The organism is Variovorax sp. GW821-FHT09B05 (assembly GCF_059418265.1).
Genome location: NZ_JBWKPN010000003.1, coordinates 549,138 through 566,127 on the forward strand (window position 1 = coordinate 549,138; position 16,990 = coordinate 566,127).

Annotated in this window: 11 protein-coding genes; all 11 read left to right on the forward strand. The window is 66.6% G+C overall.

The features are described 5' to 3' along the window. Window positions 1-34: 34 nt before the first annotated feature. The 11 genes from AC07RM_RS10960 to AC07RM_RS11010 all read left to right on the forward strand — a co-directional run bounded on the left by AC07RM_RS10960 (window position 35) and on the right by AC07RM_RS11010 (window position 16,910). Window positions 35-964, forward strand: coding sequence for a phage tail tube protein (locus AC07RM_RS10960; RefSeq protein ID WP_479671167.1), 930 nt, complete (start codon window positions 35-37; stop codon window positions 962-964). Window positions 965-1,001: 37 nt separating this feature from the next. Next, window positions 1,002-1,352, forward strand: coding sequence for a hypothetical protein (locus tag AC07RM_RS10965; protein ID WP_093343522.1), 351 nt, complete (start codon window positions 1,002-1,004; stop codon window positions 1,350-1,352). A 17-nt stretch (window positions 1,353-1,369) separates the two neighbouring features. Then, window positions 1,370-1,720 carry a DUF1799 domain-containing protein gene (locus AC07RM_RS10970; protein WP_479671166.1) on the forward strand — a complete coding sequence of 117 codons (351 nt, stop codon included), beginning with the start codon at window positions 1,370-1,372 and terminating at the stop codon, window positions 1,718-1,720. A 90-nt stretch (window positions 1,721-1,810) separates the two neighbouring features. Then, window positions 1,811-4,024, forward strand: a complete 2,214-nt coding sequence (locus tag AC07RM_RS10975) for a phage tail length tape measure family protein (RefSeq protein WP_495334459.1) — start codon at window positions 1,811-1,813, stop codon at window positions 4,022-4,024. Beyond that, the gene (locus AC07RM_RS10980; protein ID WP_093343518.1) at window positions 4,021-4,644 is read left to right on the forward strand and encodes a hypothetical protein; all 624 of its coding nucleotides are present in this window, start codon (window positions 4,021-4,023) and stop codon (window positions 4,642-4,644) included. The genes AC07RM_RS10975 and AC07RM_RS10980 overlap by 4 nt, the downstream gene beginning before the upstream one ends. Then, a complete protein-coding gene (locus AC07RM_RS10985; protein ID WP_398496930.1) occupies window positions 4,641-5,264 on the forward strand; it encodes a hypothetical protein in 624 nt (207 codons plus the stop codon). The genes AC07RM_RS10980 and AC07RM_RS10985 overlap by 4 nt, the downstream gene beginning before the upstream one ends. Further along, complete coding sequence (locus AC07RM_RS10990; protein ID WP_495334460.1) at window positions 5,261-5,689, forward strand: DUF6950 family protein; 429 nt, start codon at window positions 5,261-5,263, stop codon at window positions 5,687-5,689. Before AC07RM_RS10985 ends, AC07RM_RS10990 begins: the two co-directional genes overlap by 4 nt. Beyond that, window positions 5,677-12,426, forward strand: coding sequence for a hypothetical protein (locus AC07RM_RS10995; RefSeq protein ID WP_495334461.1), 6,750 nt, complete (start codon window positions 5,677-5,679; stop codon window positions 12,424-12,426). The genes AC07RM_RS10990 and AC07RM_RS10995 overlap by 13 nt, the downstream gene beginning before the upstream one ends. After that, complete coding sequence (locus AC07RM_RS11000) at window positions 12,423-13,112, forward strand: DUF4376 domain-containing protein (protein WP_495334462.1); 690 nt, start codon at window positions 12,423-12,425, stop codon at window positions 13,110-13,112. The genes AC07RM_RS10995 and AC07RM_RS11000 overlap by 4 nt, the downstream gene beginning before the upstream one ends. A gap of 17 nt (window positions 13,113-13,129) precedes the next feature. Next, the gene (locus tag AC07RM_RS11005; protein WP_495334463.1) at window positions 13,130-14,323 is read left to right on the forward strand and encodes a LamG-like jellyroll fold domain-containing protein; all 1,194 of its coding nucleotides are present in this window, start codon (window positions 13,130-13,132) and stop codon (window positions 14,321-14,323) included. 4 nt (window positions 14,324-14,327) lie between these two features. Next, on the forward strand, window positions 14,328-16,910 hold the full coding sequence (locus tag AC07RM_RS11010) for a phage head spike fiber domain-containing protein (protein WP_495334464.1): 2,583 nt from the start codon (window positions 14,328-14,330) through the stop codon (window positions 16,908-16,910). Window positions 16,911-16,990 lie beyond the last annotated feature (80 nt).

Sequence of the window (16,990 nt, forward strand, 5' to 3'; positions counted from 1 at the left end):
CACCCGCTTTTTCAACCAACGGAGAAACGCAGACATGCCCAAACTCATGCGCAAGATGGCCATCCTGGCCAAGGCCGAAACCGTGCGCGGCACCGACGCCGCACCCACCGGCGCCGCCAACGCGATCCTGGTGAGCGAAGTCACGCTCACGCCCATCGAAGGCGACGTGATCCAGCGTGACAACGTGCGTCCGTACTTCGGTTCGCGCGGCTCGGTGCTCGTGACCCAGTACAGCAAGATCGCCTTCTCGGTCGAGATGGCGGGCGTGGCCGCGGCAGGCGACGTGCCGGCCTATGCTCCGCTGATGCGCGGCTGCGCGATCAGCGTCACCACCGCGGCCGGCGTCAGCACCACCTTCGCGCCCACCACCGACGTGCTGGAGTCGCTGACCATCTACGGCAACGTCGACGGCACCGTCTACAAGATGACCGACGCCCACGGCAACGTGAAGGCCGCCGTCGATGCCAAGGGCATCCCGAAGTGGCAGTTCGAATTCACGGGCCTGTTCGTGCCGGCCGCCGATGCACCGCTGCCGACCGCCGACTACAGCAAGTTCATGGACCCGCTGGGCGTGAACAAGGCCAACACCACGCTGAGCCTTGACGGCCTGGGCGTCGCGGCCAGCGCCTTCGCCTTCGACGCGGGCAACACCGTCGTCAAGCGGGACCTGATGACCATCGATGCCGTCGACATCACCGCGCGTGTGTCGACCGGCTCCGTCACCTTCGAGAACACCGCGGTGGCCGTGAAGGACTGGATCGGCATGGCGCGCAGCGGCGCGCGCGTCGCGCTCGCGCTCAAGCATGGCCAGGGCGCGACCAACGTGGTGGAGATCAAGTCGCCGCGCGCCCAGATCGGCAAGCCCACCTACAGCGACGTCGATGGCGTCCAGATGATCACCGTGCCGCTCGAGTTCGTGCCCAGCGGCGCGGGCAACGACGAGTGGTCGATCGTCGTGCGCTGAGCGACGGGTTCATCGGAAGACGAAAGGAACACACCAGATGCCCCAGAAACTCAAGCTCGCGATCAAGCCCACCTTCGCCGCGCCTGTCCTCATGCGCGTGCCGGGCGACGGCCAGGTCGAGGAGGTGCGCTTCGACGCGGTCTTCAAGCGATTGACGAAGACCGAGAACGACACCCTGCAGCGTCGCCTGGACGACCGCAGCCTCAACGACCGGGAACTGCTCGACATGGTGCTGGCCGACTGGAAGGGCCTGGCCGGCGACGACGGCCTGCCCTTCATCTGCACGCCCGAGAACCGTGCCGCGGCGGTGGAGGAATGGCCGGGCTTCGAGGCGGCCATCACCTACAGCTACTTCGAGCACGCGTACCCGGCCGCCGTAAAAAACTGAGGGGCGCCGCGCGCTACGTGCTCGGCGCCGACACACGTGTTCACGACGAACTCGACGACGAGTTGCGCACCCAGTGTGCGTCGCTCGGACTCGATCCGGTCCGGCTGGTCTCGCCGGCGGCCGGCAGCGAGGAGATTCGCATCTTCGAGCTCTGGCCGGAACACCAGGAGGCCTTCGAGGTGTTCCACGCCTGCCGCACGCAGTGGCGCGTGGTCGCGGGGCCCGCGGGCACGTGGCACCAGGGGCTCGACTTCGGTGCGGTCGATGTGGCGATGCGGCGCCTCGGCATTCCGCGTGCGCGGCAGCGCGAGGTTTTCCTGCAACTGCAGGTGATGGAGGACGAGGGGATCGGCGTGCTGAACGCCTAGCGGCGGCACGGGCCCTCGGCCCATCGAAGAAGCGTGGGGCTGACGGATGTCGGCCTCATTTTTTCTTTCTCTCGAAAGGACCATACGGACATGGCTCTCCCATCAAGAAACACAACCGCGGCTTCAGGCGCCTCCGCAGCGCCGGGCCAACTCCAGCAGGTCGGCCAAGCCATCGAAACCCTCGCCAATCTGGTTGCCGGGAACAGGTTGCAGGCTGCCCTCGATACCCTCGCCTATGGCTACAAAGCCGGACTCAAAGGCAGCCGAGAGGACGTCGAATACACCAACGCGAAGATCCCGTCGGGCAACTACGCAGGCCTCTCGAACAGCGAGCTTCAGAAGATTGCCAGCGATATCGCGAAGCAGGGCGCCACGCAGGCCCTTGCATCGGAGGCCCTGGTCAAGCTCGTGCAGTCCGGAAAGGTGTCCGGCTCCGTGATGCCGGTTGCGGCGACGGCCGTCGTGGAGATGAATCGACTCGGGAAGGTGCCGATCGAGGATGCGACGGAACTGTTCTCCAAGATTCGGGACGAGCCGACGAAGTCCTCGCGTGAACTGAACAGGGAGCGCCGGTTTCTCGGTCCGGCGGAGTACGAGCGGATAGGCAAGCTCGAGGCGGGCGGCCAGAAGGAGGCGGCCGGCGACCTGGCTCAGAAGCTCTTCGCCGAAGCGCGGATCCGTGAAGCGAGGACCGCGGCGGCAAACCGGGGTTTGTTCGATCGCTTGGTGCAGTCGGGGACGGATTTCATAGCATCCATCGATGATGGCGCGCGCGAATGGGGGCGGCGAAAGACCCCGCAGCAGAGACTGGACGAAGCATCCCGACTGCAGAAGCGCTTCGACGAGCGGGAAACCGAAGAGGGCAGGAGGTTCGCTGTGACCGGTGGCAATGCCGTGATCGGTTTCCCGAATCGTTCCTCGGCGGCGAAAAGAGCGCGGGAGGACGTCGCGCTGCGTGCGGAGATCGTGCGAGCGGATGCGCGCGGCAATGCGGCGCAGAGCGAAAGAACCCGGCAGGCCAACTCGGCCATCGATTCGATTCAACAAGACGCGGATCGGAAGTCCGAAGAGGAACGCGAGAAAAGCCTTGCCGGACGGATCGTCGAGGGGCTGAAGCAACCCAGCGTCATCGGTGTCGACCGCGCTCGTGCCGATCGCGGTGCAAACCTTCCGGGCAAATCCCTGCCGGTGAGCAGGGTGGACGCCAGCGCGCGCTCGATCTCACGCGAGGGCGTAAATGCCGGCGCGACGGTGATCTGTGCACAGTGCACCGGCGAGGCGCCCGAGCGTTCGCGCAAGGGCGAAGAGGCCACGATCGGTGCCACTACGGTCAAGGATTCGGCGGGAGAACGGCAAGACCCGTCCGTAGAGTCGATGCGCCGGGCCACCTCGAGCGTTCTCGACCAGACGGCGGCCTTGAAAGCGAGGAACGAGGAGCAGGGCAAGTCCCAGGTTGTCCTGCGGGAGCTGGGCATCGCGCAGCTCGAACAGCAGTACCGCGACCTCGAAGCCACCGACAACGTCATCCCCGGCTATATCGATGCGCTGAGCCAGCGCATCGACGCGGAGAGGGCTCTGCTGACGGTCACGCGCGAAGCCGAAGGCATCAAGTCGGCCGGGGAAAAGAAGAAGGAGCAGGAAGGCCGCTCCAAGAAGCTCTCGGACGATCTCAACGGCACGTTCAAGGAAGGCATCACGGGGCTGATGCAGGGCCAGGAAGGCGCGATCGACAAGATGGCCGAGTCCCTCAAGAAGAAGGTCTCCGGCGCGCTGGCCGATGCGCTCTACGACGCGACGCTCAAGCCCGCGGTGGAGAAATTCACCGGCTGGCTGTCCAACTCGATCACGGGGCTGTTCAACGGGGGTGGGAGCGGCGGAGGAAGCGGTGGTGGCGGTGGTGGTGGCGGCAACTGGTTCGGAAGCCTCGTCACCTCCGTGCTCGGATTCTTCGGCGTGGGCAGCGCGAAGGGCAATGTCTTTTCCTCGCCCGGCCTGCACGCCTACTCGAGCAGCATCGTCGACCGCCCCACGTTCTTCCCGTTTGCCAAGGGCATCGGCCTGATGGGCGAGGCGGGGGCCGAGGCCATCATGCCCTTGCGCCGCGGCACCGACGGGCGATTGGGCGTGAGCCTGCAGGGAGGCGGTGCGGCCGCGCAGGCGCTGCACTTCGCGCCTTCGAATGTCTTCTACATCGATTCGCGGTCCGACAGGGGCGCCGTCATGGCCGACCTCGATCGCGTGCTCCAAGCCAACAACGAGGGTCAGATGGAACAACTCAAGCGCATGCGGGTGGTGCCCCAATGAGCATCGTCACACTTCCGCCGAACCTGCCGGTCAAGCGCCAGGATTTCGGCCTGCAGACATTCGACCTGAGCTTCAGCAGCGGCGACACCGGCTCCACGCAGGTGGCCGTGCTGGCACCGCCGCGGCGCACCTGCGCGCTCGTGAGCGAGGAGCGCATTCCCTCGATGAGCGAGGCCGCGCAATGGCGCGCGCTCGCCCACGCATTGCGCGGCCAGGTCAACGTGCTCGCGATCTGCGATCTGCTGCAACCGGTGCCGCGCGGCACGGCGCGCGGCACCTGGACCGCGGTGGCGGCACTGGCCGGCGCCTCGTCGCTGTCGATCCAGATGGGGGCCGCGCAGGCCGGCAAGACGCTGCTGCAGGGCGACTGGATCGGCGTCAACCAGGGGTCGGTCCAGCGCCAGCTGCTGCACGTGCAGGCCGACGCGGTCGCCGATGCCGCGGGCCTGATCGTGGTGCAGATCGAACCGGTGCTGCGCGTCGCCGTGGCCGCGGGCAGCGCGGTCGTCTGGGACCGGCCGACCTGCCTGATGCGCCGGACCGACACGAAGAGCAACTGGAGTTCGGAGTCGCGCGCGCAGGGCGGCTTCAGCTTCGACCTGATGGAGTCCTGGGAATGACGGTGAACACCAATGCGGGATTCGACGCGGCCAGCCGCGCCGGGGCCTACGGCGTGATGGCGCTGGCGGAGTTGCAGCTTCGCTCGGGCACGGTGCGCTACACCACCTGGCCGGTCAACGTGCAGACAATGGGTCAGTCCTGGTTGGGCCTGGGCAACCTGGGATCGATCGGCGAGTTGCACGAGAGCGAGGACGGCGCGGCCGAGAAGCTCACGCTGACGCTCTCTCCCATCGACGTGGGCACGCGCGCGCTCGCGCTCGGCGATCCGGCCGACTACCAGGACCGGCGCGTGCGCATCTGGATCGCGCTGGTCGATGCGGCCACGCTGCAGATCACCGGTCAGCCGGTGTTGCGCTTCGTGGGCGTGATGGACCAGATGAAGATCGAGCGCGACGGCACGACGGCCTCGATCAGCATGGACTGCCGCACGGCGAGCTACGACGTGCGCAGCAATCCGGCCGCGCTGCGCATGAACCATGCGCAGCACCAGGCACGGCATCCGGGCGAGATGGGCTTCAGCTACCTCACCAGCATCATCGGCAACCCGGCCGTGTGGGTGGGCAAGTGGCTGCAGGCCAATCTCCAGTACCGCCAGCTGCTGGGGGTGGGCTCCAAATGAACGCCGACCTCGACGCCTTCATCGAGGCCCGGCGCGCGCGGCGCTTCGCCTACTTCGACAACGACTGCGCCACGTTCGCGGCGGACTGGGTGCGGGAGGTGCGCGGCACCGATCCACTGGCCCCGCTGCGCGCCGACGGCGGCGTCCTGGAGCCGCGACGGCTGTTGACCGCGCTGCGCCACGTGCGAGCGGCTGGCGGCTTCGAGGCAGCGGCCAATGCCTTGCTCGGGCCGTCGAAGCCCGGCCTGTGCGCTCAACGCGGAGACGTGGTACTCGCCCGCAGTGGCGGCCGTATCGGCCGCGTCTCCGGTCATTGCTTCGGCATCTGTACTGGGACCCACGTCGCGGCGCTTGGCACGGATCGAATGAACTTTCTTCCTTTGACGGCAGCGGTGGCTGCATGGAGGTCCGCATGCGCGGCTTGATGACACGTCTTCTTGCATTGCTGGTGTTGCTGCTGGTCTGTGGCAGTGCGTCGGCCGAGCCGGCCAGCATCCTTGCAGGTCTCGGATCGCTCTTGAGCGGAGTGACCGTAGGCGGGGTGTCGCTCGGCGCCGTGGCTTCATGGGCCGCCGTAGCCGTCAGCGTGGTCTCGGGCCTGTCCAAGGCCTCCCAGGCTCGCAAGCAAGCCCGCCAGGCGGCTGCGCGCAAGGCCGCCGAGGACGCAGCCAACCTGCGTGACCGCACCACGACCATCGTGAGCGCGGAATCGCCATGGACCACGATCTACGGTGCACCGGCGCCCGTAGGTGGTTCGATCGTGGCCGTGCTCGACAGCGGTGGGCAAGCGCAGTTCAAACATGTGGTGATCGTCTTTGCGGCCCATGAATGCGAGGCGATCGACGAGATCTTCATCGAAGGCACGTCGGTCGGTCGCCCCAACGCGACGGGCTGGACCGATGGCGCCGAGTTCCAGCTGCCGCCGCCGTTCAAGGGATTGCCGTCGGAAGGCCCCGCCGTCAACGTCCAGTTCCACACCTCGCCGGGTGGTGTCGATACCGCGGACGTCTTCATGAGGGACAGCCTCAAGGCCACCTTCCCCGACCTCGATCTCTGGACCGATGCGCACCGGCTCAGTGGCTACACCTACGCGGTCGTGACGCTGAACATGCTGTTCGAGCGCTTCCAGGGAGGGCTGCCCGCGATCACCGCGCGAATCCGCGGCAAGAAGGTCTACGACCCACGCAACGGGCAGACCCGCTACTCGCGCAATCCGGCGCTGTGCCTGGCGGACTTCATCCGTTCGGAAGCCGGCTACCTCGCGGCCGCCGACCAGATCGACGAAGCTGCGCTGATCGGTGCAGCCAGTGCCTGCGACGACCAGGTCTATATGGGTGTCGACGCCGAGAACTACGGCAACTCGAACGTCCGCTACACCTGCGACGGTGCCTTCCGCTCCGATCAGGACCGCGAGAGCACCCGCCAGCAGCTCGAGGAGTCGATGGCCGGCTTCTCGCTCGAGACCGGTGGCGTCTGGCGGATCCAGGCGGGCGCGTGGTCGACGGCGGTACTGAATCTCACGGACGTCGACATGCTGTCGCCGACCGCCGTGGTCCAGACCGCCAACGTCGGCGCGGACCGGATCAACGGTGTGCGCGGCACCTACGTGAACGCGGCACGCAATGGCGTGAACGAGGACTTCAAGCCCTACCAGAACACCGTGTTCCGCGCGCAGGACGAGAAGGACAAGTTCCGCGACATGGCGCTGGCCTTCACCGGCTCTCACGTGCGCTGCCACCAGCTGGCGCGCGTGGCCGTCGAGCAGAGCCGCGGTGGCCTGGTGCTGCGGATCCATCCAAAGATGCTGGCCTGGCACCTGCAGCCCGGCGACCGGATCGTGCTCTCGAGCGCGCTGTACGGCTTCACCAACAAGACCTTCCGCGTGCAGGACTGGAGCTACCAGCGCAACGCGCCGTTGAGCTTGCAGGTGATCGAGGACGTGCCCGCCTACTACGACCTCGCCGACGAGGTGCTGTCGGATGCCGCGCCGAACACCAACCTTCCCAGCCCTTTCATCGCGCCGCAGACGCCGATGGACCTCATGGTGAAGAGCGGGCCGGAACTGATGGTGCAGCAGGGCGGCTCGACGGTGGTGCGGGCGCGCGTGAGCTGGGCGCCCTGGGCCGACGATGCGGCCGCCCGCACGGGTGCGATCCGGGTGCAATGGCGGCTGATGCAGACCGGCGAGGGATGGCAGAGCATCGACCTGCCGGGCGACGCCGTCGAGACCTTCCTGCTCGGACTGTCCGTGGGCGGCGTCTACCAGGTGCGCGCGCGCTTCGCGACGCCCTACGCGGTCAGCAGCTGGGTGATGGTCGAGCACGTGGTGACGGGCAAGACGCAGCCGCCCGGCAGCGTCAGCGGGCTGCAGCTCGGCGTGGAGAACGACGGTGTCCATGCGCGCTGGGCCGAGCCGGCGGGCCTCGACCTGCTCGACTGGAACCTGACCGAGCTGCGCATCGGCACGGACTGGGCCACCGCCGCGGAGGTCTGGTCGGGCAAGGCGGTTCAGGCGAACCTCGGCTGGCTGCAGGCGGGGGTGGTCAAGCTGTGGGCATCGCATGGCGACACCACGGGCCGGTGGTCCACGCCGGTGTCGACCGCCATCGAGATCCTGTCACCCGCGCAGCCCGTGCTGACCGGGCAGGCCTTCCGCGACCAGGTCGAACTGCAGTGGCCCGCGAGCGGGACCACGCAGCCCCTGCGGGGCTACGAGGTGCGCGTCGGTTCCGTCTATGCGGAAGCACGCGTGCTGAGCCTGGTGGACGCCCTCGGCTACAAGTACACGCAGACGGTGCCGGGCACCTACCTGTACTGGGTGTGCGCCGTCGACCTGGCGGGCAATCGCAGCGCGCCGGGTTTCAAGGAGCTGATCACGCTGCCGGGCATCGACGAGGCCCTGGAAGAACTGCAGGAGGGGCTGCAGGAAACCGTCGACCAGCTGAAGCAGTCCGACAGCGCCAATGCCGCGGCGATCGCACAGGAAGCGCAGAACCGCGCCGCGGCGCTGGTGGCCGAAGGGCAGGCGCGCGTCCAGGCCGTGCAGGCCGAGGCGCAGAACCGCTTCACGGCGTTGCAAGCCGAGGCCCAGACGCGCACGCAACAGATCGCCGGCCTGACCGATGCCATGTCGGACGAAGCCGCGGCGCGCGCGGCGGCCGACACCGCCGAGGTGCAGGCGCGCATCGCCGCCGTGGCGCGAGAGGTCACGGATCGAACCACGGCCGTGCAGGCCGAAGCCACGCTGCGCGCGAATGCGATCACGGCCGAGCAGAACGCACGTGCCGCGGCGCTGATCGCCGAGGCGGCCGCGCGCGGCACCGCGATCTCGAACGAAGCCACCGTGCGCCAGCAGGCCGACAGCGCGCTCTCGTCGCAGTTCACGACCTTGACGGCCTCGCTGTCGACCACGGCCGCGGCGTTGCAGACCGAGCAGAGCGCGCGCGTCAGTGGCGATGCCGCCGAGGCCGGCGCGCGCCAGCAGCTCGCCACCCAGTTGCAGAACGCCGATGCGACGCTGGCCGCTTCGCTCGCCAGCGAGGCGGTGGCGCGAAGCACGGCCGATAGCGCCGAAGCACGCAGCCGCGAATCCTTGTCGGTCTCGCTGACGGGGTTGCCGGACGTGGGCGCGAGCCTCGACTATGTGCAGGGCCCGTCGCTCCTGCTCGACTTCGCGGCATCGAGCTACCGCGTCTGGCAGCCCGCCACCATGACCAGCGTCGGTGGCTTGCTGGCCGAGGAGCGCCAGGCGCGCCTGACGGCCGATGCGGCCGAGGTGACGGCGCGCGAGACCCTGCAGGCGCAGCTCACCGGTGGCTACGACGGCACGGATCTGTCGCAGGTCACGAGCGGGCTGATCTTTCAGGAGAGCACCGCGCGCGCCAGGCAGGACGAGGCGCTGGCGCAGCAGATCACGCTGATCTCGGCGGGCGTGGGCGAGCAGTTCGACTACGCGAAGATCTGGTACTTCGATACCGGCGTGGAGGCCTGGGGCGGCAATGGCGCACCGGTCGCCACGGCGGGTTGGCTGCGGCCGGCGAATGCGAGCGACCCGTGGGTGATCTCGCCCACGGGCCTCGCGAGCGCGGGAGCGACTTTCAGCCAGGTGCGCATCCGGATCCGCAAGGTCGGCGCGCCGGTCTGGGCCGGCCAGATCTTCTGGCGCGCGGCCGCCGACACCGGATTCACCGGAGGCCGCGCCGCGACGCTGAACGAGCCGACCTACGATGCCGCCGGCATCGGCATGGTCAACGTGAGCCCCGGTTGGGACGTGACGGTGGACCAGATCCGTATCGATCTCTCGGTCGCGCAGTCGGCCACCGACTACTTCGAGATCGACTGGGTGGCGATCGGCAGGCCGTCGCCGGGCGCGTCCAACGCGGCGCTGCAGGCCGAGGCCACCGCGCGTGCGAGCGCCGACGCGGCGCAGGTCACGGCGCGCGAGACCCTGGCGGCGCAACTGCGTGGCAATTACGCCGGCAACGACGTCGGTGCGCTGAGCTCGGGACTGCTGGCGGCCGAGCGCGACGCGCGCGTTTCGGCCGATGCCGCCGAGGTGACGGCACGGCAGCAGCTCGCCGCCACCGTGACCGGCAACAAGACGGCCGCGGACGCCGCGATGCTGGCCGAGCAGACGGTTCGCGCCAATGCGGATGCGGCCGAGGTCTCGGCGCGGCAGGCATTGGGCGCGTCGCTGTCCACCAGCCTGTCGACCGTGTCCGCCAACCTCACGGCCGAGCAGACCGCGCGGGCGAATGCCGACACCGCCGAGGTGAGCGCACGCGAGGCGCTGGCCACGCAGATGCGCGGCAGCTATGCCGGCACCGACGTGAATGCGCTGAGCGCGGGCCTGGTCTTCAGCGAACGCCAGGCCCGCATCAGCGCCGACACGGCCGAGGTGACGGCGCGCCAGGCCTTGTCGACCACCGTCGTCAACAACAAGACGCAGACCGACGCGGCGATCGTGGCGGAGCAGTCCGCGCGCTCGGATGGCGACAGCGCGAATGCCAGCGCGATCTCGGCCTTGTCGACCTCGCTGTCGACCACCCTGACCAGCACCACCGCGGCGCTGCAGACCGAGGTCAATGCGCGCGTGCGCGCCGATGCGGCCGAGATCACCCAACGGCAGGGGCTGTCCGCGGCGCTGACCGGCATGCCCGATATCTCGGGCACGCTGGCGACGGTGATCGGTGCGTCGATGGAGGCGAACTTCCTCGAGGACAGCTACGGCCTATGGCAGAACCCGACGGGTGCGATCCTCACGTCCGGCCTGATCTACGAAGAGCGGCAGGCGCGCATCACCGACGACCAGGCGGAGGTGACGGCGCGCCAGGTGTTGGCCACGTCCGTCTCGACGGGGCTGTCGACCGTGACCGCGGGTCTTACCGCCGAGCAGTCGGCGCGCAGCAATGCCGACAGTGCCGAGGTCGCGGCACGCGAGACCCTGGCCACGCAGATCCGCGGCGCCTATGCGGGCGGCGATCTCAACGCGGTCACCGGCGGGTTGATCTACAGCGAACGCCAGGCGCGCGTGGCCGCGGACAACGCCGAGGTGGTGGCCCGCCAGGCGCTGGCGGCTTCGATGTCGACCGGGCTGTCGACGTCCAATGCCGGGCTGCTCAGCGAACAGACGGCCCGCGTCGCGGCCGACGTCGCGCAGGCCGGCTCGATCAGCGCGCTTTCGACGACCGTGAGCAACAACCAGACGGCTGGCATGGCGGCACTGACCAGCGAAGCCGATGCGCGCGCACGGGCCGACGCGGCGGAGGTGTCGCAGCGGCAGGCGCTTTCTGCGGTGTTGACAGGGGCGGAAGAGATCGCCGGCAGGCTCGTGGATGTCGAAGGACCCTCGTTGCGTCTCAAGTTCGCACAGCCGTCCGGCGCGGAACTCGGCGCGTGGCAACCACTGTCGCTGGGCGGCCTGGCCAGCGGCCTGGTCTACGACGAACGCAGTGCGCGCATCACGGCGGACAACGCCAACGCCGCGGCAATCACCAGCGTGAGCACGCGACTGTCGACTGCCGAAACCGGCATCGTCGCCGGTGCGGCCGCGACTTCGGTGCTCTCGACCTCCGTGAGTTCGATCAACGGCACGATCTCGGCCCAGGCCACGCAGATCGGCCAGTTGTCGACCTCGGCGGGCGCGAACACGGCGGCGATCACGAACACGGCGTCGGCGCTGGCGACGCTCGATGGGAAGGTGAAGAGCAGCTGGCGTTTGAATGCCGATGCGAACGGCAAGGTCTCGGGTTTGATCCTCGACAACGATGGCACGACCTCGAACATGGTGGTGCAGGTGGACAAGTTCGCCATTGCTGCGGCGGGACCGAATGGCGCGACGAAGTTTCCGTTCGTGGTGGGCACCGTCAACGGCACCGCCTCGGTGGGCATCGACGGCAACATGTACGTCGATGGGTCCATCAAGACTCGAGCGCTTGAAACCGAAGCCATCACTGCGGACAAGATTCGAGCCGGATCTGTGACGGGAGACAAGATCGCAGCCAACGCAATCACCGCTGACAAGCTCCAGGTGAATAGCCTTGCAGCGATTTCTTCGGAAATGGGGGACCTGAAGGTGGGCCGGATCCGATCCGGCGGATTTACCGGCTATGCGTGGCCTCCAGCCGGGCAGGGAGGCCTGTACATCGGCCCCGAAGGCTTGCTGATGGGCAATGAACGGGAGCGGAACGTTGGAGGGACACGAGGTTTCTTCCAGATAGAAGCGGAAACCGGCAATCTGTACATGAATGGCATGAGCATCCAGAACGGGAAGCTCAGGGTCGAACAGCTCGATGTCATTGGCACCATGCAAATCCAAGGCGAGGCAGTGACGGTGCCGCGGTTTTCGGAGCAGCGAGGTCTGGCATGGATGGGCGCACCGTTCTCAGTCTGGCTGCCCATCTATGGGTTCAATTCCGGAGGGGGATCGGTGGTGGTGACGGTTTCCTTCGATGCGGATCAGCCCGTGATCGTGGCGATCTATCGCGGAGCGGGGTTTTCGGAACCCGTCTGGTCGATGCTCGTGCGAGGAAGTGCCGTGAGTTCATTTCCGTCGCCTTCCGGGGCGATGGACTATGCGGTTGTCTTCCGAGCGACCGACCTGAGTCAAGGGCCTCAGCCGATCCGCGATCGCTCATGCACTTTCTTGGCGTGTAAGCGATGACCACCAACACCAAAACTACGACAACTGAAGCTCGCGCCATGACAACTGCCGCCGTTATGTATGTCTTCCATGACCCGGTCTCCGGGGAAATCAAGCTGCGCTCCCTCATGCCGCCGAACGATGCACCGCGGCTGGCGAACGATCTGGGACTTGCCTGGATCGAAGACGACTCGACGGTTGTCGACGGTTATGTGGCTGATGGCCTCAAGGTGGCCTTTCCGCCCAGGCCGTCTGCGCATCACGAGTGGAACTGGACGTCTCGAGCCTGGATGGACGAGCGCACGCCGGAGGACCGGCGTCGAGCGCTGCGTGCCCAGGTGGCCGAGCGCCGCTGGGCGCTGGAGACCGGCGGCCTGGTGTTGCCTGACGGCCTGCGCGTGAGCACCAAGCGTTCCGATCGCGATGCGCTCACCGCGCTTCTGGTCAAGGCCGAGCGTGCCGGCATCGAGGCGGTGGATTTCAAGTTCGACAGCGGCTGGGCGCGCATGAGTCTTGCCGAGCTCGATGCAGTGGCTCGTGCGATCGAGCTGCATGTGCAAGCCTGCTTTTCGTCCGAGCGCTCCCATCACGAAGCCATTGCCATGCTTGAGACCGTGGCGCAGTTCGATGCCTACGACTGCAATGCCGGATGGCCCGGCACCGGCCTGAGCGTATCGACATCCGAAGAATCTTCCGCCAATTCTTGATCGAGGAAAGCCCACTCATGACCACTACGCTTACAGAAAAAACCTTTGCGCAGTTGCTGACCGCCGCTGGCGGCGCGAACGGCACGCGCGTGAATGCGCAGGGGAGGATCGAGGCTGCTGTCGCACCGGCTTTCGACTACGACCCAATCACCCTCGCGTCTCGCGGGCTACGCTTTCGCGGACCTGTCCGCACCAATCTTCTGACGAACAGCCAGCTCAGCGCCCTGGGGGTTGCCGAGGGAACCACGCCGCCCACCGTGGGCGTGGCCACTGTCGATGGAGAGGCGTGTTCGGCGGTGACATTTACCCCGGCCATGGCATCAGGCTATCCGGGAAGTCGCTGGCGCTCCAATAGTTCGGCGGCGGCGATCGTGGCCTCGACCACCTACTCGACGAGTTCCTACGTGAAGCTCAGTCGGCCGCTGGTCGGAAGCGAGGCCATCAACGTCTACTACACAGGCTCGAACGGCATGGGAAGCACGAACATCTCCGCCGTGAATTCGGCCCCGTATGCCGAGCGCTTCACCCGGGTTGTGATGGGTAATGCCACGCCCGGCAACACGGGGACCATCTATCCGGTGGTCCATATCGTGTCGACGCTGGCAAGCAACCTGACGGTCTGGATCTGCAAGGGGCAGGTCGAGGTCGGGGCGACCGCATCGAGCTACACACCTGTCCCGTCTACGACACCCATCGCGCGAACTGCTGACCAGATTCACATTCCGAATCTCCAGAGCCAACCTTGGTACAACCTGCGGGAAGGCACGATCTGCGCCCGCGTCGCTCAAGCGACCAACCTCGTTCCCGCCACTTCGATGATCTTCGGAATCACCGATGCGGCTGGGGCGACGAGTCGAATGCTCGTCTACTTCGACGGCGCAGGCGGCATCAGCGCGAATTGCTTCGACCGGGGTGCGCAGCAGGCAGCGACTTCGATCGCAGGCAGCGCGGCGCCGATCGGACAGACCCGCAAGGTGGCGGCGTCCTGGAAGCAAGGGCGCTTCATCGTTCAGTGCGACGACAAGCCGGCAGCTTCGGTCGGCTTGGCATCGATCCCTACCTACACCAGCCCAACGTTGTGGCTTGGCCATCGCAATTACGGAGCCGACCCTTTCGACGGCGTCATCCAGGACTTCGTCTACTGGCCGAAGGCGGCCAACGCGGCCGAAATCGTGACTCTGACTCCTGAAACCGAAATCATCACAGGTTGATTCCATGCCCACGAACCTGACTCCAAAATCCGCAGCGGAAATGTTTATCTCCAGTGGCGGTGCCAACGGCACACGTGTGAGCCCGCTGGGTTTTATTGAACCCGCGGTTGCGCCTCGCCTTGACTACGACCCCGTCACCAAGGCGGCCAAGGGTCTTCTGATCGAAAGCGGTCGGACCAACATGCTGCGATATGCGTCGCGCTTCGATCAGACGACTGGCTGGAATGTCTACGTCGCTGGTGGAACGCCGCAGGTCAAAGTCGTGCCGAATGCCACGCTCGCACCGAATGGACATATGGAGGCGGCCAAGCTCATCCTGAGCAGCCAGAGCAACTATGGCAACGGGCGCGTCGCGCAGGCCACCACCAAGGCCGCCGTCGTGGGAACCTACGTGGCCTCCGTGTACCTGAAGTCCGCAGGCGGGCAACGGGCATTCATCTACGTTTGCGGCACAGGTGCTACGAACTCGATCAGCGCGAATTTCGACCTGCTGGGCAGCACGCATTCGTCGTCCAAGATTGGCACTTTCTCGATCGTCTCCACATCGGTCACCGATGCTGGAAATGGGTGGCGCCGTTACGTTCTCGTCTTCACTTCCGACGATACGACCGGGATTACCTACGCTCTCTATCCGAGCGGCGCCTCCACGGGCGCTGGCGACGATGTCAACGGCGCGTTCGCCTGGGGCGCTCAGCTGGAGGCGGGCACGTTCGCAACCTCGTATATCCCCAGTGTGGACACAGTGACCGCGCGAGTCTCGATCGGCTCGTATTACGACGCCAAGGGGGTCATGCGGTACGCCGCCGCGGGAGCGGGGCGAATGAATTACGACTCCGGAAATCTCGCCGTGGCACCTGCGCTGCTCGCCGAGCCGCAACGGACCAATCTCGTGCTGAGCAGCTCGCAATTCAACCGCAATCCATGGAGCGTTGCCGGCCTGGCTGTGGCCGCGGGAAAGTCGGCTCCCGATGGCACCCCTCGTGCCATCGAACTGTCGGGTGCTGCGTCGGGTCCCTTCACGCAGGGGGCCCTGATCGCCACGAGCACCGAGATGACCTATTCCGTGTTCGTCAAGAACGCGGGCCTCACGGGCTCGCTCTCCTTCGCCTGGCGCAACGATACGTCCCTGCAGACCTTCACGCCCTACGCCACGGTCGTCTCCGATGGAAGCGGCGGTCTTTCGCTTTCGGGTGCAGGCTGGGAGATGAAAGCCATCACGAATGGGTGGTATCGACTCTGGACGAGTCGCAACACCGGCATCGCGGTGGGAGATTCGCTGCGAATCTACGCGGGCGTAACCGGCACCAGTGGTGATCGAGGCTCCTTTCAGGTGTTCGGCGCGCAACTCGAAGACGGGCCCGTTCCGACCTCGTACATCCCGAGCAACGACACCTTCACCTCGCGCTCCTCGATCGGCACCTACTTCGATCTCCAGGGGAAGATGCAGACGGCCCCGGTGAACACGGTGCGGATGACCTACAACCCGGCCGACCTGCTGGCACCCCCGACATTGCTTCAAGAAGCCGCCAGCACCAACATGCTGACGGTCTCGGATTTCGCGACACCTGGCGGGACGTCGCTGCTGGGTGACGCGGCCTACAGCGATTTCAGCGGCATTGGAATGGTCACCGGGGTGAAGATCGGCCGGCCGACGGTGGCCCAGCAATGGAGTCTTGCCTACAAGACAGTGACCTTGCAGCCGAATACCTCGTATTGCTTGTCGGTGTTCGTGAAGATGGACGATGGCTTGGCCCCTGTCTTCAGATCGGACACCGCTGCTTCCGAGTCGAACGATTTCGCGCTGGCCATCGTCGGCGTCACGCCACCGATGACCAAGTTCATCGTGACGCCTCAGGGTGACGGCGTCTATCGCGTCTCCTGCACCCACACGACGGGCTCTTCTGTGCCTGGCGCGAACGTCGGCGCGGTCAAGTACCCTCAAAACTCGCCTCGTGGTTTCCGGGTCACCGGCTACCAGCTCGAGCAGGCTGCATTCGCTTCGAGCTATATCCCCACGGCCGCGGCAACGGTTCTGCGCGCTGCGGACGTGACGAACTCGACCGCCGGTACGCGCGCCGCCGATACAGTCGGATCGACCGCCGTCGCGCGAAGCGCCGACTTCGTCTACATCGATGCCGCCAAGGGTTGGCTCAACGCCGCCGAAGGAGCGGTTGCCCTCGAGGTCGAACTGCCCAAGATGCCGGACATCACGGTGCGGAACATCATGGAACTCGGGGACGGCACGGCGGGCAACCGGCTGTCGATGGGGATGAGCATCCCTGGGGGCGTGTACTGCACCGGCACGGTCGGGGGCACGACCACCGCGACCACCTCCGCGGGGAACGCCGGCGTGCTGTCTCCAGGCGATTACTTCAAGGTCGCCCTGGCCTATGGGGCCGAAGGGTTGCGCTACAGCTTCCGCACGGACGGGCTCCGAAAGAACGCGATGGCAGCCATGCCGCCCATCACGCGCTTCGCGCTCGGCGCAGTCGCCTGGGGCAGCAACCAGGCCTGCCTCCACATCAAGGCGGCCCGCTACTTTCCGCAGCGCCTGACCGATGCGGAGGTCTCGGCACTGACCGCCTGATCCCCAAAATCCCTCAAGCCCCGGTGCGGATTCGGCGGATGAGTATTATTCTCATCTTTCCGAATCCCCCTTTCCCATGA

Bases quoted from the DNA above. Each gene is read 5' to 3' on its own strand.
- AC07RM_RS10960 (WP_479671167.1), top strand. From the start codon at position 35: ATGCCCAAACTCATGCGCAAGATGGCCATCCTGGCCAAGGCCGAAACC.
- AC07RM_RS10965 (WP_093343522.1), top strand. From the start codon at position 1,002: ATGCCCCAGAAACTCAAGCTCGCGATCAAGCCCACCTTCGCCGCGCCT.
- AC07RM_RS10975 (WP_495334459.1), top strand. From the start codon at position 1,811: ATGGCTCTCCCATCAAGAAACACAACCGCGGCTTCAGGCGCCTCCGCA.
- AC07RM_RS10980 (WP_093343518.1), top strand. From the start codon at position 4,021: ATGAGCATCGTCACACTTCCGCCGAACCTGCCGGTCAAGCGCCAGGAT.
- AC07RM_RS10985 (WP_398496930.1), top strand. From the start codon at position 4,641: ATGACGGTGAACACCAATGCGGGATTCGACGCGGCCAGCCGCGCCGGG.
- AC07RM_RS10990 (WP_495334460.1), top strand. From the start codon at position 5,261: ATGAACGCCGACCTCGACGCCTTCATCGAGGCCCGGCGCGCGCGGCGC.
- AC07RM_RS10995 (WP_495334461.1), top strand. From the start codon at position 5,677: ATGCGCGGCTTGATGACACGTCTTCTTGCATTGCTGGTGTTGCTGCTG.
- AC07RM_RS11000 (WP_495334462.1), top strand. From the start codon at position 12,423: ATGACCACCAACACCAAAACTACGACAACTGAAGCTCGCGCCATGACA.
- AC07RM_RS11005 (WP_495334463.1), top strand. From the start codon at position 13,130: ATGACCACTACGCTTACAGAAAAAACCTTTGCGCAGTTGCTGACCGCC.
- AC07RM_RS11010 (WP_495334464.1), top strand. From the start codon at position 14,328: ATGCCCACGAACCTGACTCCAAAATCCGCAGCGGAAATGTTTATCTCC.